This window comes from Kribbella sp. NBC_00359 (genome assembly GCF_036097425.1).
Classification (GTDB): domain Bacteria; phylum Actinomycetota; class Actinomycetes; order Propionibacteriales; family Kribbellaceae; genus Kribbella.
Genome location: NZ_CP107975.1, coordinates 212,518 through 236,035 on the forward strand (window position 1 = coordinate 212,518; position 23,518 = coordinate 236,035).

The window sequence follows — 23,518 nt, forward strand, 5'->3', positions numbered from 1 at the left end:
CACGGCTCACCTGGGCCAGCTCGGTGGCCGGCGGGCGAGCTCAGCCATCGCCGTGTTGCCGACCAGGGCCTCGCCAACCTCCGCGCCCAGCTCTTGCTCCAGCGCAGGCGACGCCGACACCAGAAATCGCGACACATACGACGGTTCCGTCATACCGGGCCACCGGCACACCGGAACGTCCTCATGGCGCACAGTCGCCAGCCGCACTCTCATGCGCACCGAAACCATGCCGCCCACCACGACGTCCAAGCGCCCGGCACGGTCGGACCTGGTCGGCCAGGAGCGACGCCGAGCCGTGAACCGCGGCATCGCGTCCACGACAGTTCACGCCGACGCCTGCTGGCCTTCCGCATCATCGCTGCACTCCTCGGCCTGTTGTTCCTGTACGCCGGACTGAGCAACGCGACTGCGCCGTGGACGGCGGCACCTGCAATGTCGGGCGATCTGCATCCGGAGTTGCACCGATGGTTCACCACGGTCGCGGGCGCCTCGGACCTCATCGTGGCCGGGTGCTTCCTGGCGCTCGCCCGGCGGCCGACGCGGCCGCTGCTCTTCTGCTCCTAGTCGTCGGCATCGTCGTAGCAGCGGGCATCAACCTGCCGTTCGCCCCCGGGTTTGCGATCATCGTCGCGCTGACCGTGCCCGCCCTGGCGAGCTACCCCTTCTGGTCGGAGCTCCGAAACGTCACCAGCTGGTGGCGCCGGCCGCACGTCGTGATGCTGGCAGTCAGCGCCACCACCGCAGTCGTTGTCATCGTCGTCGCGGTGCTGGCCGTCGGCCGCCAGATCGGCGGCGGCGACGCGGCAGCGCAGGCCAACTGGTGGGCCGACTACGCCGAACACGTCAGCCTGCCAGCGATCGCAGCCCTGCTCGCAAGCAGCGGGCAACCCGGCTGGCGACTACTCGGTGGCCTCGCCGCAGCCGTGTGGATCTACCTCGGCGCCGTGGCCACTTTCGTACTCACCGATGACGCCGGCAGCTGGGGCACGGCTGGCGGCCTGGCAGGGATGGGGTTCGGATTGACCCTAGGCACCATCTGTCTACGGGGCGACACGGCGGCCTGACAGCTCGCCGGGGTAGGCCACCGTCGAACGTCGAGGGCGCGTCGGCGGCGGTCAGTCGGCGCCCGGGCGTATCCCGGATTCGTGGGCCTTCAAGGCGGCTGCGGTGCGGTCGGGGACTTGGAGTTTGGCCAGTACTTGGGATACGTGGTTGCGGACGGTTTTCTCGGACATGCCGAGGCGTCGGGCGATCTCGTGGTTGCGGCAGCCGGCCGCCAGGAACTCGAGGACCTCCCGCTCGCGGGGGGTGAGGTCGGGGAACGCGCGCGCGACCGGCGATTCGACCTGACGCCCGGAGTAGAAGGCGACGATCCGCCGGGCGACAGGGCCGCCGTACACCGCCTCGCCGGAGGCGACGGAGTACACCGCCCGGACGATCTCGGCGCCGTCGGCGCCTTTGACCAGGTAACCGCGTGCGCCGGCGCGCAGGGCGGCGAAGACGTGTGCGTCGTCCTCGTGCATCGTGAGCGCCAGAATCGGCAACTCGGGCTGTAGGCCCAGCAGTTGCGTGATCGCACCGACGCCATCGAGGCCGGGCATCGACAGATCCGTGAGCACCACGTCGGGCGATAGGTCCCGGACCGCGCCGACCAAGGCGGAACCATCTCCCACGCTGGCGATGACGTCGATGCCGTCAGCCTGGTCGAGGACTGCGCTCAGCCCGTAGCGATACATCGGGTGGTCGTCGGCGAGGACCACACGGATCGTCATGGTGCACCCAGCGGCAGTACTGCGGTCACGAGTGTCCCCCGGGGGTTCGCGCATTCAACGCAAAGCTCTCCCCCGATGTCGGCCGCACGCTGTCGCATCGAGTCGAGCCCGTGCCCCGCGCCGACGGCCGCACCGAGTCCGCAGCCGTCGTCGAAGACCCGGACCCGCAGGTCACCATTGGACTGGTTGAGCCGAACCGCGCAGTGCGAGGCAGCCGAGTGGCGCGCCACGTTCGTCAAAGACTCGGCGACGATGCGAAACGCCGCCTCCTCCACCTGCGGCCGCAGGAGCGGCAGCGCGTCGGTCTGGAGATCGAAGGCAGGACCACCGGGCTGACCCATGCCGAGCGACGACGCGGTGTCGCGCACCGCACCCTCGAGCCCGTGCAGGTCGAGCGAGGTGGGTCGCAGCCCGTCGAGTACGCGGCGGATCTCGCTGACTGCGAGGTCGGCCTCGGCACGAGTCCGCTCGAGTAGCGCCGGCACGGCCTCGGGGTCAGTCCGCTGTGCGGTACCGGCGGCCTGCAGGCCGAGCGCGATACCCGCGAGGGACGGGCCGAGCCCGTCGTGGAGATCCCTGCGCAGGCGATCGCGTTCGGCGTGGGTGGCCGTGGTGACGCGGTTCCGTTGGTCGGCGAGTTCCTCAGTGAGTCGCGCTGAGCCGACGACGACGGCCAGGTGCGGCGCCAGGGCGGTCACCAACCGCGCGTCCTGCTCGGTCACCTGCCTCGCCCCCGGTCGCGGCCCGACGGTGAGCGTGCCGAGCTGCACTCCCCGGTGCCGCAGCGCGACATCGAGCCCAGCGCCCGCCGACGCCCCCACCTCTGCGACCAACCGACCGTCGACGTCCCGCACCGCTGCGTATGACGCACCAGCGGCTGAGGCGACTGCCTCGAGCATGGAGGCGACCGGATCGTCGTGCTCGACTTCAAGCCCGGCGCCGACCCGGTCCACGAGGGCGAGTGGATCGGCCTGGTCGCCGAGCACCAGGCGATCGACGAGCGGTCGCAACCGCGCGGCGACCGGGATCACCAGGACAGCCACGACGGCCGATGCGGCGAGCAGCGGAAGCGGTCCCTCGGGGACCAGGCGGGCAAGAGCCGTGGTGAGTCCGCCGATGACCAGGGCGACCAGCAGTGTCAGCGGCACATAGAGCAAGGTGCGACGAAGGGCGACTTCGATGCCGAGCAGCCGGTAGCGCAGTACGCCGATCGTCACGGCGACAGGAACCAGACCGTAGGCGATCGCGAACAGTGCCCTGTAGTCGGTGAAGACCGTGGCCAGCATCGCGGCGACGACGCTCAGCAGCCACAACAGCTGTTGCCGCTCCGGGGCCTTGGCCCGGATTGCGCGCACAAGAGTTCCGACCATGGTCACCGCAGCCGTGGAGACCAGCAGGACGGCCGCGGACAAGCCGACCGCCCAGAGCCACCAACTGGGGGCCTCCCACGGCAGCCGGGTTCCGCGCACGGTGTCGTCGACGCCACCAGGACCGGTAGCCGCCAGCAGTTCGACGAGCCCGATTCCAAGTAGCGCCGCCCGCACATGCCACGACCAGAACCTGGAGGCCGGCCGGCCGGTCGGGTACAGCGGCGGCAGCACGATCACCGGCAGGAGCAGTGACGGGATCCAGGACCACGAGGCAAGCCACGCCGCCGCAAGGCCCAAGGGCAGTGAGTGGTCGGGGTCGGTGAGCGCGCGGGTGGCGTAGGCATCTGTAGCCACGTTGGTCACCTGGAGCAGCCCGGAGGCGACCAGGATCCAGCCGATCCAGTTCCGCGGCCTGAGCTGGATCAGCGCGGCGCCCGAGAGCGCGAAGCAGGCGACGATCACACCGGCCCACAGCTCCGGGCCCGAAGCCACGACCTCGGGGCGGGACATGACACCACCCGACAACGAGAGCGGGACCGTCGCGTACAGGACGAGGCTGAGCGTGGCAAGCGACCAACCGCCGAATCGGCGGACCAAATCGTCGTCACGCAGCGTCCCCATGGCCAAAGTCTGCGCCTAATCGGGCCGAATGTCCTGGGACGGCAGTCCCGGGCGGACCGGGCAAACCTCCCGTGCGAAACCGGTCCCGTGACGGATCCGTCCCGCCGGTCAGTGGTGGTGCGCTCGAAGCGACCATTTCCAGACCCGAGGGGGCTGCCATGAGCACCATCACGAGCTCGTCGCATCGACTCGACGTGCTGCACCCAGTGCCGGCCGCGGTGACCGGCGCACTGATCTTCGGCCTCACGATGACCGCCGGCGAGGTTTTCGATCTCAACTCCGACCCGGCCGGAGGCCCGTCGATCACGGCCGGCGAGGTCGCTGTGTACGTCGGGATCGTGGCCGCTGCCTGTGTCATCGCGGTGTGGCTGGGCCTGTGGGCCCGGGCCGGCACGCCCGGGCGGCTCGCCGGAACCGCGCTGGGCCTCGCGCTCGCCGCGGCCGCGACTTTTATCATCTTCTGGTCCGGCTGGCCGATCGTGTTCGGCGCGGTCGCAATCGCCCTGGCCGCCGAGCATCGGCGTCGAGTCGGCTCGTTCGGGGCAGTCACGTTGACCGCGCTCATCCTCGGCGCGGCCGCTCTGGTCGCCGCCGCCACCACCTGCGTGCTCGGCTGAAGGGGTTGCCATGAAACACAAGCTGGCCATCGTGCTGGGCGCGTCCGCTCTCCTCGGGGTCACCGCTGCTCCCGCGTCCGCGGGCGGGGCCGAGCACGCGTTCCTCATCGAGGACTACGACGCCTACGAGCACTTCGGACCCGGAGACGGCCCATGCGTCTCCTGGCCGGGCACGTTCCACGAAGTCCGGTCCGGCGGGTACCGGCTGCTGACCCCACCGGGCGGACAGCAGGACGGGGAGTTCCACGTGAACGGCGTCATCGACGGCCGGGTCGAACTGATCCCGGACGACGCCACCCTGCCGAAGTACTCCGGTACGTACCGCGAGAAGGTGAACGGCGTGGTGACCGCCTTCACCGATGAGGGCGACGTGTCGCGAGTCGCGCAGTACCGACTGCGCAGCACCCTCCGCGGCACCGACGGCTCCGTCCTCGACCTCCGGCTCGCCGGCAAACTCACCCTCAACGCCAACGGGGTCGTCGTCGTATCGCGCGACACCTTCTCCTGCGGTTAGGACACACCTACAGGTTCGGCGTCCCCGCAAACGACCGCGGCGGGCGCCGAGCCTACGTCCGAGCAGAACCAGGCAACCGCCGCGACGCCGGCACCTCCCCAGGAGTCCCGTTGCCTGAGCAAATCACGCGAGCCGCCCAGACCGATCAGGCCGCCAGAGTCCCGATCGCGGCGCACGCGACCAGCTTGGATCTGGTCCGACCGGCGTCGACGCGATCATCGCTGGACTGAACCCCTCAATGGTCGGCGCCAGCTCCTCTGGACATCGCCGCCTGGACGGTGGTGTCGAGGTCGACAAGCTCGGCGTCCGGCCCACCACCGAGACTTCGCCCGCGAGCGAACAACCCGGCTCACTCACCACGCCCCACGCCGCCGCGCTTGGAACGTTGCTTAGGCGAGGGTGGTCGGCTTTGTCTCCGGTCGGTGACTTTGGTCTGGTTGGGAGTTCCTGTTGCGCTGTTGGGTCCAGCAGGCGAAGCCGGCGACAGCGGTGGCGGCCGGTACGACACACAGGGTGATCAGCCACTCGACGGGGTGCGCGGGGATTGAGTGGTCGAGCGGGTTGGTGTCCGCGCCGGTCAGAGACGCCCAGGTCCAGGGCAGGTGGATAAGGAGGAAGATCGTTGCGGCGATGCCGAAGTACAGGGTGCCGCCGCCGCGGCTGCGGCGCCACAGTCCGACGAGGAGTGCGACGGGGTAGACGACGAAGGAGGGCGTGACGCCGTCGACGATCCACGAGACTGGCGCGCAGGCCAGGCTGGCGATCACGAGCAGGAGCAGGATGCGCGACCATGGCGCGGTGGCGTGGTCGGTCGTCCATGTGTGGTTCATCGGTGCCTCCTGAAGCGGTTGGTGCGGTCAGGAGCATCGTGCGGGCTGTGCCGTCCCGTTGTCTGTGGGCGTCGGTCCCGACCTTGCTGGGCGATATCAGCTCGTTGTGCGGTCTGAGCTTGTGGTGCGTTTCTGCCCGATGCCGGCTTCGCGGGCTCGGATGATTGCTTGTGCGCGGTCGGCGACCTGCAGCTTGGTGAAGATGTTGGACACGTGATTGCGGACGGTCTTTGCGCTGATGACGAAACGCTGGGCAATGTCGGTATTGCTTCGCCCCTGGGCGAGCAGATCAAGCACTTCCCGCTCGCGCTCGGTCAGCTCCGGGAAGGGGTATGCCGCGGGCGCCGCGGCGAAGAAGTCGATGAGCCGCCGCGCGATCGCTGGGCCGAAGACCGCTTCGCCGTCGGCAACGGTCGCGACGGCGCGGACGATGTCGTGTGGCGCGGAGCCTTTGAGTAGATAGCCACGCGCTCCGGCTCGCATCGCGGCGAAGACGAGGTCGTCTTGGGTGAACATGGTGAGGACGAGCACGCCGACATGTGGGCTGCGGGCCACGATCTGACGGGTGGCGTCGATGCCGTTGAGGCCCGGCATCTGGATATCCATCACGACCACGTCTGGTTGGCGGTCGGTCGCCGCGGCGACGGCCTCGACGCCTGTGCCTGCTTCACCGACCACCTCGAAACCGGGCGTGGAATCAAGCAGCGCGCGCATGCCACCCAGAAACACCGGGTGGTCGTCGGCGAGCAGGATGCGGATCGGTTCCATGTCATGCCTCGATGTCATGCCTTGATGATCGGGAGCCGGGCGGTGACAACCGTTCCGCCGCCGGCGGCATTTGTGATGGACCAGGTACCGCCCAGTTCAGCGGTGCGCTCGCCGATCGAGGTCAACCCGATGCCGGGGGTCAACTGCACCGGAAGGCCGCGACCGTCGTCGCGAACCGTGACCTCGAGTGCGTCGTCGACGCAAAGGTCTACGCGGCAGAACTGCGCTTTAGCGTGGCGCGCCGAGTTGGTGATTGCCTCGGTGGTAATGCGAAATGCTGCCACCTCGGCGGCGGCCGGCAGGGTCGCAAGATCGCCACGAACCTCCACACAGACCGCCAGCGTGCCCTCGAAGCGGGCGGCCTGTTGTCCGATGGCCGATGCCAGGCCGAGCTCGTCGAGAGCCGGCGGCCGTAGGTCATCGACCAGCCGCCGAACATCGGCCACGGCACCCTGAGCCTGCTCATCCAGGCGGATCAGCAGCGCGTCGGCCGCGCCGGGATCGCCGCGCAGCAGGTTTCGTGCCGCGCCGAGCTGCAGCGACACACTCGCCAGCAGCGGACCCAAACCGTCGTGGAGGTCACGCCGCAGGCGGCGGCGTTCCTCCTCACGCGCCGAGACCAGGCGTTCGCGCGATCGCTGGAGGTCTCTGGTCAACCCCACGGCGTAGGCCGCCGCCCCGAGCTGACGCCCAACGCCCTCGAGCAAGTCTCGTTCGGCCCGCGAGAACACGTCCCGAGGGCCGCGCGGGTAAACGGTCAGCCGACCGACACGCTGGCTCTGGAACGTCAACGGCAGCACGAGCGGCGCCCCGTGGCCGGCACCATGGGTTACCGATTCGCCGGCGTCGAGCTCGATAGTCACACCGGACAGCCTCAGCGTGGCCGCGACCTCCTCGGCCAGCGCGGGCAGCACCCGTTCCGGTGCCGCGCGCTCCATCCGTCGCCCAAGCTGCGACATCACCGCGAGCGGATCACGACGCTGCCCATACAGCAGCCGTTCGACCCCACGCTGCAGCCCCGTCCGCAGCGGAGCCAGCACAACCGCGACCACGCCCGCCGCGACAACCGAGACCGCGAAGCCGGCCCGGCCCTGAAGCGCCGCACCGAGCAGTGCCACCACGCCGACATACAAGACGAGCAGACAGATCGTCAGCGTGCCGTACACCAGAGCCCGACTCAGAATGAAATCGATCTCGTACAACCGGTGCCGGACCATGGCGATCCCCAGGCTCCCGCAGAACGCGGATATGAATACCGCGCTGACCAGCCCAGTGACGCGCGGTGTAGCCAGCGCCTCGAAAGGCAACTGAAGCGCGAGCACGCCGGCACCCAGCAGGACCCACGCCAACTGCCGCCGCTCGTCACCGACCGCGCCGCGCAGGCGCCACGCCATCGATCCCAGCGACACCAGCACCAGCGCGGCAAACAACACCAAAACGACGTCGCTGCCAACATCCAGGACAGGCCCCGCCGCAGGCACCGCGAACGGATTGTCGATCGCCACCGCGCCGCCCAGAGGCTGCGGGCTGATCGCAATGCCCGCCACCAACACCGCTGCCACGACCAGCGCCGCAGCCAGAACCGGGCGCAGCCGCGCGGTCGGCAACCTTCCATCAGGAAACAACAGGAACACCGCGGGCATCAACGCCAGCGCGCACCACGCCCAGTTGCCCAGCCACAGGCCGACCGCCGCGCCCGGCGCAGGATCGAGCCGCATCGCCGCCCACGTGCCGTACCCGATGCCAACACCGCTCGCAGCATGACCCACCCCGACCGCGAGAAGGATCCACCCGATCGGGTTGCCCGGCTGCCGGCCCGCGATCAACGCGCCAACAACGCCGAAGCCCACCGCAGCCGCCGCAATACTCGGCAACCAAACGTCACCGCCCCCACGGCTACGATTGACCACGTCGAAACCCGCCGCCGCGCTCACCAGAACAACCGCAGCCACCCCGAGCGCCCACGCGACGCCTGCCCTCACAACGCGAGCGTAGGCACCACCCGTCCCAACGTCCATGGGCCCGCGTCCCGACATGTCCGGGACTCAACACACCCAAACCAGGCCGCGGCCATCTGCCCGATACGACCCCACCGGGCAGACCGGACCTTGTCGAACAGACCCATCACGCGATCCGTGCACCGACCGTGCATATCCATCGCGGACGAATGGAGTCACCGGTCGACGCAGGACGCGGCAACGAAATCGACCCCTCCGACCGTCTATTCCGACGACTGCAGCTGCCTATAGACCAGGGGGCACGGTGACGAAGGTGGCTTAGCCGACCGGGACTGCCGTGACCTGGAAGTGTGCTTCGAAGGTCCCAGTCTCGTCGGTTTCGGAGACGTCTGAGGTGCAAGTGATGAGGTCAGGGCTGTTGGCGTCCTTGCCCCCGGCCCAGGTCTTGGACTCGCTGAACGGTTCGGGTGTTCCACCGGTCGGCGTGAAGGTGCCCTCGGCGGAGAACGTCACGGCGTGGTACTTGGTGTCATCGATCCAGCCGTTGCGGCCAGCGGTGACGATCAGCGTGTCCGCGCCATCGCAGACCCACTCCTCGGGGGATCTTTGCTGCGGTTGCGCAGCCGCCGGCACTGCTGTCCCAATCAGGGCGATCGTCGACACGACGCCCGCGATCAGCATCTTGCGCATGACACTGCCTCCTTCCCAGAACTGTCGTATCTTTTCGTCATGCCCACCGCCAGCGCCCGGCGCGGGAGCTGGCGGTGAGTTCCCCCGGAAGACCTAGTGACAGTGGAAGAACTCGTTGACCGTGCCGTCGGGCCGGACGTTGAAGTGATCGACTTGGTTGGTGCGGATCGTTGACCCGTCCGAGCCGGTGGCGTGGAGGTTGAACGTGAACGTGCCGTTCACGGTCGCCCCATTGGCGTTGAAGCCTCCCCAGATCGTGACCTTGCCGGTGTAGTTCGGCAGAGTCGGGTCCTCGAGCGGCACCGCGACGAAGGTGCCGGTCTGGGTGAAGGTGTCGTGCTCCCGGCCGTCAGCGAAGATGGTCGAGTGCATGACGAGGTTGGTGGTGGTGGTGATGGTGTAGAGCGGTCCTTCGTCCGAGCAGATGGGATCGGGAATCACATCGACGAAGGTCTCGACGAGGTTCTTCTGGGTAGTGGTCTCGGTGACCGGTGGCGCGCCGCCGAACGCGGGCGCTCCAGTGAACAACAAGCCCGCGATCAGCAGGCCGACCATCAGTAGCAGGCGACGAAGCATTCCATGCCCCCTCTTGCGAGATGGAGCTCTGTGCGCCGGGCGGTTGTGACGTTACTCGCGCCAGGCCGAGGGAACCAGGGCTGATCCGGGGCGGCGCCAGCGACTCCTGCCAAGCTGACCGACGCCCATGGGTTGAAGTATTCAGCGCGTGGTCGTAGTTGCACCGGTAGTTGCAGTTCACCCCGATTCGCGCACGTTCCCAGGGATACAACAACCAGGTGACGAGCGCGGTACGGACCGCGACGAACCGCTCCGGACAGAGGCTGGTCGAACTTAAACCTTGCTGCGGCTGGGCCGTCAGGGGCGTGGTTCCCCGACGCGGCCGGCCTTCATGGCTTCGGTGCGACGAATTGCTGCTACGAAGCTGGCCCCGATCGCGCTGAACCCGCCAAGTGCAACCCAGCCCGAGAATCGCGTAGACGAATCCGTTGCGTCGAGCGCGACGGCCGCCGCCTCCGACAGGCAGATGCCCAGCACAGCGAACAGGTACGCCGCCCGACCTACCCCCATCCGCTTCCGCAGTCGTCGCACGGTGAAGAGCGGAAGTTGGCGCGCCGGAACAACATAGCCCAACGCGACGAAGGCCAAGGTCGCGGCGCCGGCGAGAATCGGACGAGCATCGGTGGCGACCGCCACGGCACCAAGCGCCGCAGCAAGTGCAGTTCCCAGCAGGAACATCAGTATCTTCTCCGACAGCGCAGACGGTAGGTGCACCTGGGCCTAGTCACCAATGACTCAAGCCCGAAACCCCGCACGCGGCCGAGCAGAAGTACAGCAGCGATGTACAGCAGCCAGCTCGACCACCATGGTTGTCTGAGATGCTCACGAGCTGACCGGCCGTTGCGCCGGACCGACCTGTCTCGGCCTACACCATCGGCGGGTGACGCGTATGCGTCAATTGTCGGGTGACTCATGCCCAGCCCGGACGAGGAACCGGGACGGATTACGGGTCGGGATTCAACGGGCAACAGCCGGAGCCAAGCAGCAGCGATGAACGCCCACAGCGCGCCGAACACCCAAGAAATAAAGGAATTTCGAGCGACAACGGGCAATACCGAGCAGGTCGGTCCGATTATCAGCGGGTTCGGGCTTCGAGTCCCTGGCGGCGCACCAAAGCCCAGGTCACAGCGTTGGTCTGGGCTTCGTCATGTCTGGCACGGACCCTTTACGTGCCTTGAGGTTGCCCTGGGCGTCGACGTTGAGCGAGAGGAGCGTGGCCATCAGCGGTCCGCTGGTGGTGCCGGCGGGCCTTCATCCGGTTGCCGTAGACGGCCATCGAGCACCGCCGGGCGTTGTTTGGCTTGCTCCTGTTGATCAGGAACTGCCTGCACTCCGGGTTCGCGCATGGCCGCAGCCGGCCGGGACTGGTACGGCGCAGTCCCGGGAGCGCTGGCGGTATGCCGGCTGCGTGTGCGGTCCGCGACCGAGGCTGCCGTCAGGGCGAGGGCGAATGCGGTCGTCACGCCGACCAGAGTCCAGGACCAGGCTCGCCAGAACGGGAACTGCTCGGCGTGGACCCACAGCATGACGAAGTTGGCTGAGGCCGCGACGGGGAAGGTGAAGGCCCAGAAACTCATCGTGAACGACAGGTGCCGGTACTCGCTGAAGAACAAGACCTGGACCAGCACCATCATGAGCAGGATGCCGAGCAGCGTGGCGGCGACGGTGTCGATGTGCCCGTTGGTGAGGATGAGCCAGGCGATGCCGGCAACCGCCGGCGGAGACAACAGAACGGACAGCGACGGTTTGATGGCATCGGGCAGCGGGGCGCCGGTGAACAGGCGATGGAAGATCAGTGTGCCGATGCTGAGCCAGAAGAACACACCGACGCCGAACGCGCCCTGCGCGACCCGGTGCCAGCCGCTGGCACTGAGCCCGATGCTGGCGATGAACGCGCCGGCAACGGTCGGCAGGAAGTAGCCGGGGTGGAAGGTCGCGATCAGCAGATTGCCCAGGAGCCAATGGGCCAGCAGCTGCGCGACGATGACTATGAGGGCAACCATGAAGACGGCAACCGCGGTACGCCCTGCAACGCGGGCGTATTGCTCGTAGTGGGCGGCGAGCATAATCCCGATGATCGGTATGTACGCCGCGAACGGGCCGTAGATCGCGTGTGTGCGGTCGGCGGTGAAGGTGCCCGGCCGGCGTAGACCGCCGACGAAGTAGGTCGCGGTCAGCGCGGCCCACAGTGCCACGCTGATGCCGAACAGCAGTTCCGCCGGCCATGCCGGGGCCGACAGCGAGGCGTGCGCTGTTTGCCATACGCCGCCGACGCCCGCCAGACCGAGTGGTACCGCGAACAGGCCCAGCAGGTTGGTGCTTGCCGCCTTGGGTGTTGACCTGGTCATCAGCGTGCCTCGGTTCGATGTCGGGAGGTTGGTCGCGGCTATGGGAGCGCCACGCCAATACCGTCCTGCAGGGGCCGCTGCTGTCGCGCCCTGGGATCCACTGGTCATTCCCGGGTCTCTGTGTGACTCCGCGTACGCCCGCGTCAAGGCCCGTGGATTCACGGGCGCGGCCGGACGGCCTCCTGCGCGACCGTGAGCCGGTGCCAACGGGTACGAGGGCCCTCGTCCCGAGACCAGCACACCAGCCGTGCGTCGGTGCGGCTGCGGTTCACGAAAGGAACTGCCATGTCCTTGAAGCGCAAGGTGCTGACTGCCGCGGCGGCGCTGACCACGATCGGCGGCCTAACCACGGCGGGGACCGTCTTCGCGAGCGCCGCCACCCCGCAGAGCGGCGCAGCGTGTATCTCCATCTTCAGCAAGAAGCTCGGAACGCCGGCCCAACCCAACTTTGTCGAGGACATCCTCGGCGGAGTCGTCCGGGTCGGCCAGCCGGTGATCCTCAAGGAGGTCCATGGCTCTGACGCTTCGGAAGACATCACGCCGCACGGGGGTACTGTCGCCGACTTCTACGCAGCAGGCATGGTGTCCGCCGCGGCGAATCAGCACTACGGCAGCCTCCGGGCCGTGCAGCAGGAATTTGCACCGCTCGGAGTCCCGAGTGGTCTGTGCGTGGGCTTGGCGAGAGTTGCGTACCAGAACGAGGGACTCACCTTGCAGCCGTGCAGCGTTCCCGGTACGACGGTCTGGATCCTCGCTCCCGACCTCTCACCGGCGCCGGGGTTCTTCCCCATCATCAACGCCTCGACGACCGACTTCCGGCACCCGTTCGCGATGGACCTCCCGCCCGGCGGAAGCGCAGGCCACAACCACCTACTGCAGATCCACACGCGCCGCCTCCAGTTCCGCGGCGGCACGCTGCCGGACAGCCAACTGTGGAGCGCCCACTTCGGCGAACTGAAGTAGGACGCGCAGTATCGAGGGTCGCGCCGTCTCGCATCCGGGCTGACGCGACCCTATGGCTGGGGTGTCTTACGACTCCTCAGCGAGGAAGAACTCGGCGTTGGGGGTACCCGCGAACTTCTCGTGCATCAGCCGCGAGAACAGCAGCAGCGAACTGCGCGGCCGGTGGAGCACCACGAGATGCTGCGCATTCCCGTCGGCGTTGCGGGTCACCACGACGACCACGCCGAGTGGTTGGCCTTGGACCGACGCGGCGTAATCCTCGAGGAAGCCGTTTTCGCCGTAGTCACCGGCGTACTTGAAGTCCTGGAACTCGTACAGCTCGCGAGCCTTCACCACGATCGCCCGAACGGCCTGCGGGCCGCGCGCAGTCCCGTTCATCGCGCCACCCTCCAGGGTGACGTCGTCGGCCAGCCTGTCCAGCCACCACGGGTAGTAGTAGCCGGTGCCCTCATGCGTGTTTCCCCCGGAGCTCATGCCGCACCTCCCTCCGCAACCGGCAACCCGCCGTCGGCGAGGAAGTGCTTGGCGAGTGGGGTGCCGGCGAACTCCTCGTACATGAGGTGGGAGAAACGCAGCATCGTGTTGCGTGGCCGGTGGTTCACCACGACCTGCTGCGCCTCGCCGGCGGCGTTGCGCGTCACCGTGACGACGACGGAGAGGGGTTCGCCTCGGACCTGGGTCGTGTACTCCTCGAGGAAGCCGTTGTCGCCGTAGTCGCCGGTGAAGCTGAAGTCCTGGAACTCGTAGAGACCGCGAGCGGCCGTCACCACCGAACGAACGGCTTCAGGGCCCTGAATAGGCCCGCCGTCGATGAACGCACCCTGCCCCGTGACGTCGTCGGCCAGCTTGTCCAGCCACCACGGATAGTAGTCAAGAGTCATGCCGTGCCTCCTTCGGAATCCAGCCATGGGCCGGATGCTCGGTTTGTGTCCCGAGCGTCTCGCGGCGAGCGGGCGGGTCGCGCCGGTGACAACCCTGGGTGCACACCCTGGTCCGCGACCGACGCCCGTTGGAGCCTTCTGATGTGCAAACTCCATCGGCGGGCGATGATGCCTGCTATGACGAGTCGCGGTGCTGTGACGGCGTTGCTCGGTCGGCGCAGCGAGTGCGAGAAACTCGATCGGCTTCTCGCCGATGTCCGGGGCGGTGACAGCCGCGCACTGGTGGTGCGCGGAGTGCCCGGCGTCGGGAAGACCGCCCTGCTGGAGTACCTGACTCAGCTGGCCACGGACTACCGGGTGGTGCAGGTCGCGGGTGTCGAGTCCGAGATGGAACTTCCGTACGCCGGTCTGCAGCAACTGTGCGCGCCATTCCTCGATCGGATGGACGGCATCCCAGCCCCGCAACGTGACGCCTTGGGTGGCGCCTTCGGCCTGACCGCAGGTCCGCCACCGGATCGGTTCCTGGTCGGGCTCGGGGCGCTCTACCTCTTCGCCGAGGCGAGCGAGCGTCAGCCGCTGGTGTGCGTGATCGACGACGCCCAATGGCTGGATCGAATCTCCCTGCAGACGATCGTCTTCCTCGCACGCCGCCTGATGGCCGAGCGGATCGCTGTGGTGATCGCAGTGCGCGAGCCGAGCGCGGTACCCGAGTTGGCACAGCTGCCGGAGTTGACGGTGGACGGGCTGGGTGATGCCGAGTCCCGAGCGCTGCTGGCGACAGTGGTGCCGGGCCGGCTGGACAGTCGGGTCCGTGATCGGATCGTCGCCGAGACCAGAGGCAACCCGCTGGCGATCGTCGCACTGCCGCGTGCCTGGACCATCGCCGAACTCGCCGACGGGATCGGGGTGCCGGGCGCGATGCCGATGACGGGCCGGATCGAGAACTCGTTCTTCCGGCGGCTGGTACTGTTGCCGCCGGACAGCCGTCAACTGCTGCTCGCCGCGGCCGCAGAGCCGCTGGGCGACCCAGCCTTGCTCTGGCAAGCGGCCGGCCTGCTGGGGATCGACGCCGCGGCCGCTGTTGCAGCGGAGGCGTCGGGGTTGGTCGAGTTCGGCGTGCGAACCAGGTTCCAGCATCCACTGGTCCGATCGGCCGTCTACCGAGCTGCCTCGCCGGAGGAACGCCAGGCCGTGCACCGCGCCTTGGCCCATGCAACTGACGTGAGCACCGACCCGGACCGTCGTGCATGGCACCTTGCGTCGGCGGCGCGCGGTCCGGACGAAGAGGTGGCCGCCGAGCTGGAGCGGTCGGCCGGTCGTGCACAGGCCCGAGGTGGGTTCGGTGCCGCAGCGGCGTTCCTGCGGCGCTCGGTCGAGCTGACACAAGAGCCGGCGCGGCGCACCGAACGCTCGCTGGCCGCGGCGCAGGCGAGCCTGACAGCCGGCGCCCTCGACCTGACCCGCGAGCTGCTGACGATCACACAGGCGGGCGTTCTGGACCCATTCCAACGAGCGCGGATCGAGCTGTTGCGGGCCCACGTCGCCTACGCGTCGGGCCCGGACAACAACGCCGCCCCGCTGCTGCTGACGGCGGCCCGGCGGCTCGAATCGTTCGACCTGGATCTTGCTCGGGAGACCTACCTTGCCGCGTGGGGCGCGGCGGCGCAGATGGGCTCACTCGAGGCAGAAGTCCTGCTGGAAGTCTCCCGGGCCATCCAAGCCCTCCCTCCGCCGCCGACCGCACCGCGTCCGCTCGACCTGCTGCTCGATGGCCTTGCTCTGCTGATCACCGACGGGCATACCGCCGCAGCTGCACCTTTGCAAGCCGCAGCGAAGGTGCTCGCCGCCCTTCCGGTCGAAGACGTCCTGCGGTGGGGCTGGATGGCTCCAGCCGCCTGCGCTGCCACCTGGGACTTCGAGGGCCTGTACGCGACGGCCGCTCGGCAGGTCCAGCTCGTCCGCGATGCCGGCGCGCTGTCGCAGGTGCAGCTTCACCTCGCTCAGGTAGGCCTAGCGCTCACCTGGATGGGGGACTTCGCGGGTGCCGCCGCGAACATCGCGGAGACCGACAGCGCCGCGGCAGCGACCGGGATCCCGATCACTCCCTATTCCCTGCTGAGGCTCCAGGCCCTACAAGGGCGAGAAGACGCGGCGACTGCAGCCATCGTGAGCGCGGACGAGCAGGCGTCGGCCGCAGACCCAGGGCTGGCCGCGCACAGGGAGCAGTGGGCCGCCGCGGTCCTGTACAACGGCCTCGCCCGCTACGACGAAGCGGCTTCGGCGGCCCGACGGGCCGCTTCGGAGATCGTGGTTCCGTTCTACACGATGTGGACGCTGCCCGAGCTCGTCGAGGCAGCCGCTCGCGTCGGAGACTCCGAACTCGCCCACGTCGCGCTCGAGCGGCTGACGACAGCGACTCACCCCTGCGGCAACGATTCGGCCCTCGGCATCGAAGCCCGCTGCCAGGCGCTGCTCAGCACCGGCGACACCGCCGAGGCGCTCTACCGCGACGCGATCCAGCGCTTGGGCCGCACCCGGCTTCGTCCGGAGCTCGCCCGTGCACACCTGCTCTATGGCGAGTGGCTGCGCCGGGAGGGTCGGCGCGTCGACGCCCGCGACCAACTGCGAACGGCGTACGACCTGTTCACCACGATCGGCATGGAGGCGTTCGTCGAACGAGCCCGGCGCGAGCTGACCGCCACCGGGGAAACGGTCCGCAAGCGAACCGCCGAAGTCACCACCGCGCTCACTCCACAGGAGGCCCAGATCGCACGGCTCGCCCGCGACGGCTTCTCCAACCCGGAGATCGCGACCCGGCTCTACCTCAGCCCCCGCACCGTCGAATGGCACCTGCGCAAGGTCTTCACCAAACTCAACATCCGCTCACGGCAACAGCTGCACGGCGTAGCGCTGGACACCACGACGGCGTAACCAGCCGACACTTCACACCAGGGCTCAAGTCCAGGGAGTGCCCTGGTGCGACCAACTCCTCAACAAGCGAGCTTGGGAATCGCCGCCGCCGTAGGCGGCCAGTCGCCACAACAAGGAGTCAGAACCATGGACGTAAACCTCGAGGTCGTGAGCATCCCCGTCTCCGACGTCGACAAGGCACTGGAGTTCTACCACGAACGCCTCGGCTGGCGGCTCGACGCCGACATCAAGAACGGCAACGTATTCCGCGTCGTCCAGATCACCCCGACCGGCGCGGGCCACACCTCGATCGCCTTCGGCAAAGGCATCCCGATGGCCACTCCGGGCTCGATGCGGCACCTGGAGCTGGTGACCTCCGACATCGTGGCCGCCCGCGAAGAGCTCGTCGAACGAGGCATCGACGTGACCGAGGTCTACCACGGTCCCGGCAGCCCGTTCCTCCCGCAGAGTCGCATCCCGGGTCCCGACCCCGGCCGCACCAGCTACGCGTCGTACGCCTCCTTCGAAGACCCCGACGGAAACGGCTGGACCCTCCAAGAGATCACCACCCGCCTCCCTGGCCGCGAACCGACGCGCTGATCCCCAGGAAGCACACGAGTCCGTGGCCCGGCATGACCTGATACCTCTGTTCAGACGCAAACCACCACCCTGATCTCCGCATGAACGGGAGTGCGAAGGATCACCCGAGGTGGGAGTCACCCATCAGCCGAATCACTGTCGCCCGTCAACCGAGGACGAACCGTCACGCCTCAACCGAAGTAACACACCTGAGGGTGGGCCCCGTGGGACTCGAACCCACAACACAGCAACTCGAAGCAGTTGGACCCACTGGTCCAAATCGCCCAGGGACTCACCCTGCAGGGGCCACTCGCACCTGTCGTCCAAGGGGCCGGCGCCCGAAGCGCGGCCCCGCGGGAATGACCCCGCAGACCGCCGCGAGCGAGCCGTGGCCCGGCTGGCCCGCGGAGGCGCTGCGGGTGGGTGCGGTCCGAGACGCTGCGTCGACCCGGCCGGGTCGCCGGCCACTGGAGAGAAGCACCCGCTAGCCGCGAAGCCGAGGGCGATCAGGGCAGCAAGGAGGGTGCCACATCACGCGACCCCTAAGCCACCGCCGAATCTCGCCCGTCACACGTAGCGGCTCAGACTCATCTCAGCCGCTACGAGCTGGGCTCACGCTCAGCAGTTCAGCGTGGGACACTCTGGATCGATTCGAGGCAACGGGAGTCAAGAACCACCAAACTGGAGTTGGCTGGTTACAGCTGGAGCGGCCAAAGCAGGTGGGATGGCTCGGTTCCTAAACCGTGCGTCGCAGGTTCGAATCTTGCCAGGGGCACCCATCAAACGTGCAGGTCAGGCGCACAACGCCTCAGAAGCTGCTCGGATGTGGTCGTGATAGTGGGGCTACCTGGGGTGCGAACTGCACTGTAGCCAGGTCAGCTGGAGTGACAAGGCCTCCTTCTCGTGCACCTGCCAGCCCTAGTTCGCCACACCTAGCTGTGCCTGCATTGCGAGCCGGAGGTCATGCCGGTGCGGTTGCAATGGAGCATGCGGCGGTTGTGCGCTGCGGCGAGTTGGAGGAACCGGACAGATACGGATGATCAAGGCCCTGTGTTTCGCGACGGATGGGGCCAGACTGACAAGACGAGGGTTCCCGCGAGGGACGGCATGACCTCGGAGTGCGGCTCCAGGGGGAGAGATGAACGAGGAACAATTGAGGATGGTGGCGCGCGGGGCAGCCGGGAAGCCCTGTCCTTGGTGTGGAAAGAGCGCCAAATACGTAACGAATGACGATACGGCGCAGGTGCTCCGGAATGCGGTCCGAAGCGTCCTAAGCGGAATACTGGTGTGGAAAGTGGTGAGCGTCACCGTCACCGGGGGAAATGGGCCGTCAGGGATTTGTGACCAGTGCGGTAATCAGGTTGCATTATGCCCTTCATGCTCCAATCCAGACAGACGGATTTCCCATTTCATAAAATGCTTGTCATGTGGCACAGCCTACGCTGCAGGCGATAGCATCCCATACCGCTATTGACGCCTGTGGCCCAGGCTGGGACGGCCGCGAGAACCACTGTCGTGTCGTGCTCGGCGACGATCTGGTCGTCGCCGCTCCTCTCCTTCCCCACCGGGCGATCAGGAGACAGTTCCTGCACGTCTCGCCCAGTCGGAGCGCGAGCGGCTTGCGCGCGTAGCCGCCACCTCCGGATACACCGGCTATCGTCTGTTACCTGCCTTGCTCAGCAACGATGCAGAGCTCGCCGCGCGTCTGCTCAGCGACGGAGTACTCGACGGGTACCGTGCCCTCGATGTCCTGACTGGGCGCCTCGCCAGCGGCGTCGAGATACTTGGCGCAGTGTTGCTCGCCCATGGCGTGGCACCAGATCAGATAGCCCACCGGATCTCACCCCAACGCTCCTGGGAAGGCGAGGAATCGAATGCCATCAAGTCGGACACTGCGTAGCTGGAGCAGATGAAGGGAGACATTCCCGCCCTTAGCCAAGTTGGAGCAGTCTGCCCTCAAAGAGGAAGACGAGCGAGCACACCGCGGACGGGTCTAGCTGTCGCCCATACCTGTTACGCGTTCTGACCCGCCACGACGCGCGAAGAGCACGGAGTGACCACCGGCCACTCCTCTCAACTCGCTCGCTGTCTCGGACACAGGTCTCGACGACGCACCTCTTTACGCACCTCAATCAGTGCGACAGCATGGTCAGCAATCAGAGTCAATGAGCAACACAAGTTCAACGAATCCCTTACCAGCAAGAGATTTCGCGCACTGTCGGCAGCCAGTGGTCAACCCCGGATGGAAATCAGCGGGTTCGGGGTTCGAGTCCCTGGCGGCGCACAAAAGCCCAGGTCACGAGAGTGTCCTGGGCTTCTTCATGTCTCGTGCGCACCACTTACGCACCACTTTCCCGATTCTCCGTGTCGAACTAATCCGTGTGCGCTCCCCCGATACGGCCGGCTCCGCCTTCATCTGATCGTGACTGTGCGTCACATCACATCAGTTCGCGTCGTTGCCATCTTCGCGGATTCGGCACTCCGTCCAGCGTTGAGCTCCCAACCATCACACCGGTTGGAGGCTTGAGATGCCGAGGGCACCACTGCCGATTGGGACCTGGGGCGAGATCTCGACCTGGATTGTGCAAACCGACGACAAAGGCAAGGCCGTGAAGCACAAGGCGCAGGCCAGGTTCCGCGACCACGACGGTCATGTGCGTGCAGTGTCCGCGTTCGGCAAGACCAAGACGGCAGCCGAGCGCGCCCTTCTGAAGAAGCTCCAGGACCGCGCCAAGGCCAACCAGTCCGGCGAGCTCACCGCGATGCACAAGATCGACCATCTCCTCGATCTGTGGGAGAAAAGGTTCGAAGGCCTGGTCGCCGACGGCAAACGGTCCCCGACATCGCTGGACACCTACCGACGGTCCCTCAAGAACCATGTCCGCCCCGCGCTCGGTGAGCTTCGCATCGGCGAAGCCAGCACGCCACACATCGACACCGTGCTGTCCATGATCAAGGACCGTGCCGGCGCCCCGACCGCCAAGACCTGCCGCGCCATCATCTCCGGCGCCATGAAACTCGCCGTCCGCTACGGCGCCATCACCGTCAATCCCGTCCGCGAAGTCGACACCATCGAAGCCCCGCCAAAGAACCCACCCCGCGCCCTGACCGGCGAGGAGGTCACCCTCCTCCGCCAGAGCCTCTCGGCCGACGAACGTGCCGTCGAGGCAGACCTCCCCGACCTGACCACTTTCATGCTCGGCACCGGCGTCCGAATCGGCGAAGCCCTCGCCGTCCTCTGGCACCAAGTTGACCTCGAAGCAGGCACCGTTCAAGTCACCCACACCATCGCCCGCCTCAAAGGCGAGGGCCTCATCCGTAAGAGCACGAAGTCCAAGGCCGGCGAACGACTCCTCCACCTCCCTAACTGGGCCATCGCCATGCTTCGCACCCGCCACGCCACCGGCATCCTCCTCGAGGCTCCCGTCTTTGCCGACACCATCGGCGGCTACCGCGACCCCTCCAACACCCGCCGGGCCCTCCGCACCGCCCTCTCCCCCGTCGGCAACACCGCACGCCGCGTACTAGGCCTCAGCCTCCGGACCCTCCGCCGCGAAACTGACCTCACCCGCAAACAGGTCGCCGAAACCCTCAACTGGCCCCGAACCAGAATCGAACTCATCGAAACCGGCCGCACCAAGGTCGACCACCAGACGGTCGCCACTCTGGTCGCTACCTACGGCATCCGCCTCGACAACCATCACCCACTACTGGCTCAAGTCCACGACGCCACCCAGCCCGCCGAATCCGACAAACTCACCTGGGTCCGCTCCCACGCCCTCCGTAAAACCACCGCCACCGCCCTCGACCAAGCCGGCCACACCGCCCGCCAAATAGCCGACCAACTAGGCCAAGCCAAAGTCTCCATAACCCAAGACATCTACCTGGGCCGCCGCATCGCCAACCCAGCCGCCGCCCAAGCCCTAGAACAAGCCTTCGATCAACCTGACATCCTCTGAGGGCGGCTATCGGAAACTCGCCGCCGTAACCGAGATCTTCCAGTTCTTCGCCGAAGACTTCACCCGCGCTTCAGCACCGACCGCGACCTGGAGAAGGCCCGTGCCCTCAGCCCCGACCTAGAGTCCTTCGCAACCCGGCTGGCGGCACGTCGAGCGTTCGCCGGGTTCGCCGACGACTGCGGCCAGCAGTGTGCGACCGCCGAAGGTCTTGCGGTAAGCGACGCCGCCGCTGACATGTCGCCGGAGGTGGCGAGTCGATCAGGTCGGGTGTGTCACGGGCCGGTCAACCGGATTCTCAGGCCGAGAACCGTCGTGGTTGAGCAGGCTGGAAGCCGCCAGTACCAGCGCAACCGGGCGGCCGTCGTGCCGACGCCGGCACGACGGCATCTGACCGTCCGAACCTTGCGCTGGATGCGAGCACCAACCGTCATCGTTGTCGCCACAACCACGCGGCAGGTCAAGCGAGGGCTCGAATCGCGAGCTCGCGGGCAGGAGGGACAGGCTTCCCCCTGGGGGCGCAACGTCGATGAAGCTGCCCCAGTGGCGAATTGTCGATGCTCGTCCGTAGAGTCGTCGCTCCCTACGGACGGGAGTCGGTGAGGATCACATGAGCAAGCGCAACTACAGCGAGGCGACCCGCAGCGCTCTCTTCGCACTGAGCACCAAGTGCTACTTCCCACCTTGTAAGCAGCCTACTGTGACGTTCTTCGGTGACGATCCGGAGAAGAAGGTCGACATTGCTCACATCCACGCGGTATCGCCAGACGGGCCCCGATACCTGCCGGAGGTGGAAGTCGACGCGTTCCCGAACCTCATTCTTCTCTGCGGCTATCACCATAAGAAGGTGGACAAGCGCCCCAACGTACATCGATACCCCGCCGACCTGCTCCGCGAGTGGAAAGCCGCGGCAGAGAAGGACCTCAGATCGAAGATAGATGGCCTGGACCGCCTCACCGAGCATCGATTGAGCCAGATGCTGCAACTGGCGGCCGACCGGACCAAGTCAGAACTGACGACTGCCATCGACGGTCTCCAAGACGTCAGCGAAGGCGCAGCAGAAATCCTCAGAGCACTTCTCGCCAACATCGAGACCCACTATCTCGACGCCGACGCAGTCGCAGCTCTCGAGGCTGCGTCCTATCGGCTCATCAACCTCGAAGACAACGCAGCTTCGTTGTACGCCGCGTCCCGTCCGCTGCGCGACCTTGAGGACAACGCCCATATGCTTCTCACCGCCACCAACAAGTTGGACGGGCTCGAAGGCAGCGCAACCAAATTGCTCGGCGCCGCTGACGCACTCGAGCAGGTGATCGATCGCGCTTCCGCTGCCTCCTCCGCCGTCGACTCAATCGAACATGCGGGCCGTCGAGCGGTCGATCAGATCCAGCAGGCAGCAGCATCTGTCGAACTGGTCGCGCCAACGGTTGTTGTCGTAGACCCCCAGCGCTGGAAGTTCTTCTCGGCCGGCGTCATCCTCTCCGTCTTGCTCGTCATCACGGGCATCGCACTCCGGGCCAAGGGCGTGATCTGATTCGGGTCGGACACGTCCTCCCAGCTGTGATCTCAGACATACCCGAGCCCATGGCAGCGACTAGGAACGGCATTACAGCTCACCCAGGGTGGCTGTGCCGATGAGTTCTGACACCGTCTTCTGATGAGTTTCGACACCGCTTGGGCGCCCCGCGGCTAGGCTGCGGTCGTCGGCATCTCGGTGTGGCGGAGGCCACGGTTCGCCGCCGGGTTCTGATCGAGATGGGGTCAGTTGCGCCGGCCGAGGCGGGCATTGTGCCAGGCGCGGCTGCTTTTCGATCTGTTCGACTGTTAGTCCTTGTCGCCGCGGTGAGTTTATTCGGGCTGTGGCCGGTCACCTGGTCGGGGCGTTGGTGGGAACGCTGTCACCTGGCGCCACATTTGAGCGCTAGACGGGCAGGCGAGCGGTTCCATCGCTGGGGCTTCGACTGCGCGCGTTGGCGTTCCTGGGTCCGATACACCGTAGGCAGGGAGACCTCGAACAGTTCGGCGAGCTCGCCGATGGACTGCACGCCGGCGGCGTGCAGTTTCAGCAGGTGCGCCTGCCGGACGGGCCTCGCGCTTCAACGCGCGGAGATTCTGCGGTTCCGGAGGCGGCATCCAGTTGGCCCAGCTTGATCGCGCCTTCTTTG

The 23,518-nt window shown here is 67.1% G+C and carries 23 protein-coding genes and 1 pseudogene; 9 read left to right on the plus strand and 15 right to left on the minus strand.

Going from position 1 to position 23,518, the window contains the following annotated elements:
• Positions 1–6: 6 nt before the first annotated feature.
• Positions 7–153: a hypothetical protein gene (locus tag OG876_RS00905; RefSeq protein ID WP_328522806.1), complete on the minus strand. Its 147-nt coding sequence runs from the start codon at positions 151–153 to the stop codon at positions 7–9.
• Positions 154–183: 30 nt separating this feature from the next.
• Between OG876_RS00905 and OG876_RS00910 the strand changes: the two genes are divergently transcribed.
• Both OG876_RS00910 and OG876_RS00915 read left to right on the plus strand, forming a co-directional pair.
• Positions 184–564, plus strand: a complete 381-nt coding sequence (locus tag OG876_RS00910; RefSeq protein WP_328522807.1) for a hypothetical protein — start codon at positions 184–186, stop codon at positions 562–564.
• Positions 510–1,064, plus strand: coding sequence for a hypothetical protein (locus tag OG876_RS00915; RefSeq protein WP_328522808.1), 555 nt, complete (start codon positions 510–512; stop codon positions 1,062–1,064). The genes OG876_RS00910 and OG876_RS00915 overlap by 55 nt, the downstream gene beginning before the upstream one ends.
• A gap of 51 nt (positions 1,065–1,115) precedes the next feature.
• On the opposite strand, the gene OG876_RS00920 is transcribed toward OG876_RS00915, so the two are convergent.
• On the minus strand, positions 1,116–1,772 hold the full coding sequence (locus OG876_RS00920) for a response regulator transcription factor (RefSeq protein WP_328522809.1): 657 nt from the start codon (positions 1,770–1,772) through the stop codon (positions 1,116–1,118).
• A complete protein-coding gene (locus OG876_RS00925) occupies positions 1,769–3,763 on the minus strand; it encodes a sensor histidine kinase (RefSeq protein WP_328522810.1) in 1,995 nt (664 codons plus the stop codon). Before OG876_RS00925 ends, OG876_RS00920 begins: the two co-directional genes overlap by 4 nt.
• Before the next feature lie 158 nt (positions 3,764–3,921).
• Between OG876_RS00925 and OG876_RS00930 the strand changes: the two genes are divergently transcribed.
• Both OG876_RS00930 and OG876_RS00935 read left to right on the plus strand, forming a co-directional pair.
• Positions 3,922–4,380, plus strand: coding sequence for a hypothetical protein (locus tag OG876_RS00930; RefSeq protein WP_328522811.1), 459 nt, complete (start codon positions 3,922–3,924; stop codon positions 4,378–4,380).
• Between the two features lie 10 nt (positions 4,381–4,390).
• The gene (locus OG876_RS00935; protein WP_328522812.1) at positions 4,391–4,894 is read left to right on the plus strand and encodes a hypothetical protein; all 504 of its coding nucleotides are present in this window, start codon (positions 4,391–4,393) and stop codon (positions 4,892–4,894) included.
• 389 nt (positions 4,895–5,283) lie between these two features.
• Here OG876_RS00935 and OG876_RS00940 read toward each other — a convergent pair whose 3' ends face one another.
• The 8 genes and pseudogenes from OG876_RS00940 to OG876_RS00975 form a co-directional block, all read right to left on the minus strand.
• A complete protein-coding gene (locus tag OG876_RS00940) occupies positions 5,284–5,724 on the minus strand; it encodes a hypothetical protein (RefSeq protein WP_328522813.1) in 441 nt (146 codons plus the stop codon).
• A 96-nt stretch (positions 5,725–5,820) separates the two neighbouring features.
• Positions 5,821–6,492 carry a response regulator transcription factor gene (locus OG876_RS00945; protein WP_328522814.1) on the minus strand — a complete coding sequence of 224 codons (672 nt, stop codon included), beginning with the start codon at positions 6,490–6,492 and terminating at the stop codon, positions 5,821–5,823.
• 14 nt (positions 6,493–6,506) lie between these two features.
• On the minus strand, positions 6,507–8,474 hold the full coding sequence (locus tag OG876_RS00950) for a sensor histidine kinase (protein WP_328522815.1): 1,968 nt from the start codon (positions 8,472–8,474) through the stop codon (positions 6,507–6,509).
• Positions 8,475–8,768: 294 nt separating this feature from the next.
• A complete protein-coding gene (locus OG876_RS00955) occupies positions 8,769–9,140 on the minus strand; it encodes a hypothetical protein (RefSeq protein ID WP_328522816.1) in 372 nt (123 codons plus the stop codon).
• 93 nt (positions 9,141–9,233) lie between these two features.
• On the minus strand, positions 9,234–9,716 hold the full coding sequence (locus tag OG876_RS00960) for a hypothetical protein (protein WP_328522817.1): 483 nt from the start codon (positions 9,714–9,716) through the stop codon (positions 9,234–9,236).
• 297 nt (positions 9,717–10,013) lie between these two features.
• Positions 10,014–10,394, minus strand: a complete 381-nt coding sequence (locus tag OG876_RS00965; protein WP_328522818.1) for a hypothetical protein — start codon at positions 10,392–10,394, stop codon at positions 10,014–10,016.
• A gap of 487 nt (positions 10,395–10,881) precedes the next feature.
• On the minus strand, positions 10,882–11,115 hold the full coding sequence (locus OG876_RS00970) for a CGNR zinc finger domain-containing protein (protein WP_328527037.1): 234 nt from the start codon (positions 11,113–11,115) through the stop codon (positions 10,882–10,884).
• A 40-nt stretch (positions 11,116–11,155) separates the two neighbouring features.
• Positions 11,156–12,172, minus strand: a pseudogene (locus OG876_RS00975) (hypothetical protein); the annotation flags it as partial.
• Positions 12,173–12,349: 177 nt separating this feature from the next.
• Between OG876_RS00975 and OG876_RS00980 the strand changes: the two are divergent.
• Positions 12,350–13,027: a hypothetical protein gene (locus OG876_RS00980; protein WP_328522819.1), complete on the plus strand. Its 678-nt coding sequence runs from the start codon at positions 12,350–12,352 to the stop codon at positions 13,025–13,027.
• A gap of 66 nt (positions 13,028–13,093) precedes the next feature.
• Here OG876_RS00980 and OG876_RS00985 read toward each other — a convergent pair whose 3' ends face one another.
• Positions 13,094–13,501, minus strand: coding sequence for a hypothetical protein (locus OG876_RS00985; RefSeq protein ID WP_328522820.1), 408 nt, complete (start codon positions 13,499–13,501; stop codon positions 13,094–13,096).
• The gene (locus OG876_RS00990; protein WP_328522821.1) at positions 13,498–13,908 is read right to left on the minus strand and encodes a hypothetical protein; all 411 of its coding nucleotides are present in this window, start codon (positions 13,906–13,908) and stop codon (positions 13,498–13,500) included. The genes OG876_RS00985 and OG876_RS00990 overlap by 4 nt, the downstream gene beginning before the upstream one ends.
• 177 nt (positions 13,909–14,085) lie before the next feature.
• Here OG876_RS00990 and OG876_RS00995 point away from each other — a divergent pair, with 177 nt between their 5' ends.
• Together OG876_RS00995 and OG876_RS01000 are read left to right on the plus strand one after the other, a co-directional pair.
• Positions 14,086–16,839 carry a helix-turn-helix transcriptional regulator gene (locus OG876_RS00995; RefSeq protein ID WP_328522822.1) on the plus strand — a complete coding sequence of 918 codons (2,754 nt, stop codon included), beginning with the start codon at positions 14,086–14,088 and terminating at the stop codon, positions 16,837–16,839.
• Between the two features lie 126 nt (positions 16,840–16,965).
• Positions 16,966–17,418, plus strand: a complete 453-nt coding sequence (locus tag OG876_RS01000; RefSeq protein WP_328522823.1) for a VOC family protein — start codon at positions 16,966–16,968, stop codon at positions 17,416–17,418.
• A 1,642-nt stretch (positions 17,419–19,060) separates the two neighbouring features.
• Here OG876_RS01000 and OG876_RS01005 read toward each other — a convergent pair.
• Positions 19,061–19,231, minus strand: a complete 171-nt coding sequence (locus tag OG876_RS01005; protein ID WP_328522824.1) for a hypothetical protein — start codon at positions 19,229–19,231, stop codon at positions 19,061–19,063.
• A gap of 928 nt (positions 19,232–20,159) precedes the next feature.
• Here OG876_RS01005 and OG876_RS01010 point away from each other — a divergent pair.
• Positions 20,160–21,356 carry a helix-turn-helix domain-containing protein gene (locus tag OG876_RS01010; protein WP_328522825.1) on the plus strand — a complete coding sequence of 399 codons (1,197 nt, stop codon included), beginning with the start codon at positions 20,160–20,162 and terminating at the stop codon, positions 21,354–21,356.
• A gap of 607 nt (positions 21,357–21,963) precedes the next feature.
• Positions 21,964–22,887: a hypothetical protein gene (locus OG876_RS01015; RefSeq protein ID WP_328522826.1), complete on the plus strand. Its 924-nt coding sequence runs from the start codon at positions 21,964–21,966 to the stop codon at positions 22,885–22,887.
• Positions 22,888–23,251: 364 nt separating this feature from the next.
• Here OG876_RS01015 and OG876_RS01020 read toward each other — a convergent pair whose 3' ends face one another.
• Entirely contained in the window at positions 23,252–23,422 is a 171-nt protein-coding gene (locus OG876_RS01020) for a helix-turn-helix domain-containing protein (RefSeq protein WP_442914214.1), read from the minus strand.
• Positions 23,423–23,518: the final 96 nt, after the last annotated feature.

Coding starts and splice junctions, on each gene's coding strand:
- OG876_RS00905 (WP_328522806.1), bottom strand. CDS start 153: ATGACGGAACCGTCGTATGTGTCGCGATTTCTGGTGTCGGCGTCGCCT.
- OG876_RS00910 (WP_328522807.1), top strand. CDS start 184: ATGGCGCACAGTCGCCAGCCGCACTCTCATGCGCACCGAAACCATGCC.
- OG876_RS00920 (WP_328522809.1), bottom strand. CDS start 1,772: ATGACGATCCGTGTGGTCCTCGCCGACGACCACCCGATGTATCGCTAC.
- OG876_RS00925 (WP_328522810.1), bottom strand. CDS start 3,763: ATGGGGACGCTGCGTGACGACGATTTGGTCCGCCGATTCGGCGGTTGG.
- OG876_RS00930 (WP_328522811.1), top strand. CDS start 3,922: ATGAGCACCATCACGAGCTCGTCGCATCGACTCGACGTGCTGCACCCA.
- OG876_RS00935 (WP_328522812.1), top strand. CDS start 4,391: ATGAAACACAAGCTGGCCATCGTGCTGGGCGCGTCCGCTCTCCTCGGG.
- OG876_RS00940 (WP_328522813.1), bottom strand. CDS start 5,724: ATGAACCACACATGGACGACCGACCACGCCACCGCGCCATGGTCGCGC.
- OG876_RS00945 (WP_328522814.1), bottom strand. CDS start 6,492: ATGGAACCGATCCGCATCCTGCTCGCCGACGACCACCCGGTGTTTCTG.
- OG876_RS00955 (WP_328522816.1), bottom strand. CDS start 9,140: ATGCGCAAGATGCTGATCGCGGGCGTCGTGTCGACGATCGCCCTGATT.
- OG876_RS00960 (WP_328522817.1), bottom strand. CDS start 9,716: ATGCTTCGTCGCCTGCTACTGATGGTCGGCCTGCTGATCGCGGGCTTG.
- OG876_RS00965 (WP_328522818.1), bottom strand. CDS start 10,394: ATGTTCCTGCTGGGAACTGCACTTGCTGCGGCGCTTGGTGCCGTGGCG.
- OG876_RS00980 (WP_328522819.1), top strand. CDS start 12,350: ATGTCCTTGAAGCGCAAGGTGCTGACTGCCGCGGCGGCGCTGACCACG.
- OG876_RS00985 (WP_328522820.1), bottom strand. CDS start 13,501: ATGAGCTCCGGGGGAAACACGCATGAGGGCACCGGCTACTACTACCCG.
- OG876_RS00990 (WP_328522821.1), bottom strand. CDS start 13,908: ATGACTCTTGACTACTATCCGTGGTGGCTGGACAAGCTGGCCGACGAC.
- OG876_RS00995 (WP_328522822.1), top strand. CDS start 14,086: ATGACGAGTCGCGGTGCTGTGACGGCGTTGCTCGGTCGGCGCAGCGAG.
- OG876_RS01000 (WP_328522823.1), top strand. CDS start 16,966: ATGGACGTAAACCTCGAGGTCGTGAGCATCCCCGTCTCCGACGTCGAC.
- OG876_RS01010 (WP_328522825.1), top strand. CDS start 20,160: ATGCACAAGATCGACCATCTCCTCGATCTGTGGGAGAAAAGGTTCGAA.
- OG876_RS01015 (WP_328522826.1), top strand. CDS start 21,964: ATGAGCAAGCGCAACTACAGCGAGGCGACCCGCAGCGCTCTCTTCGCA.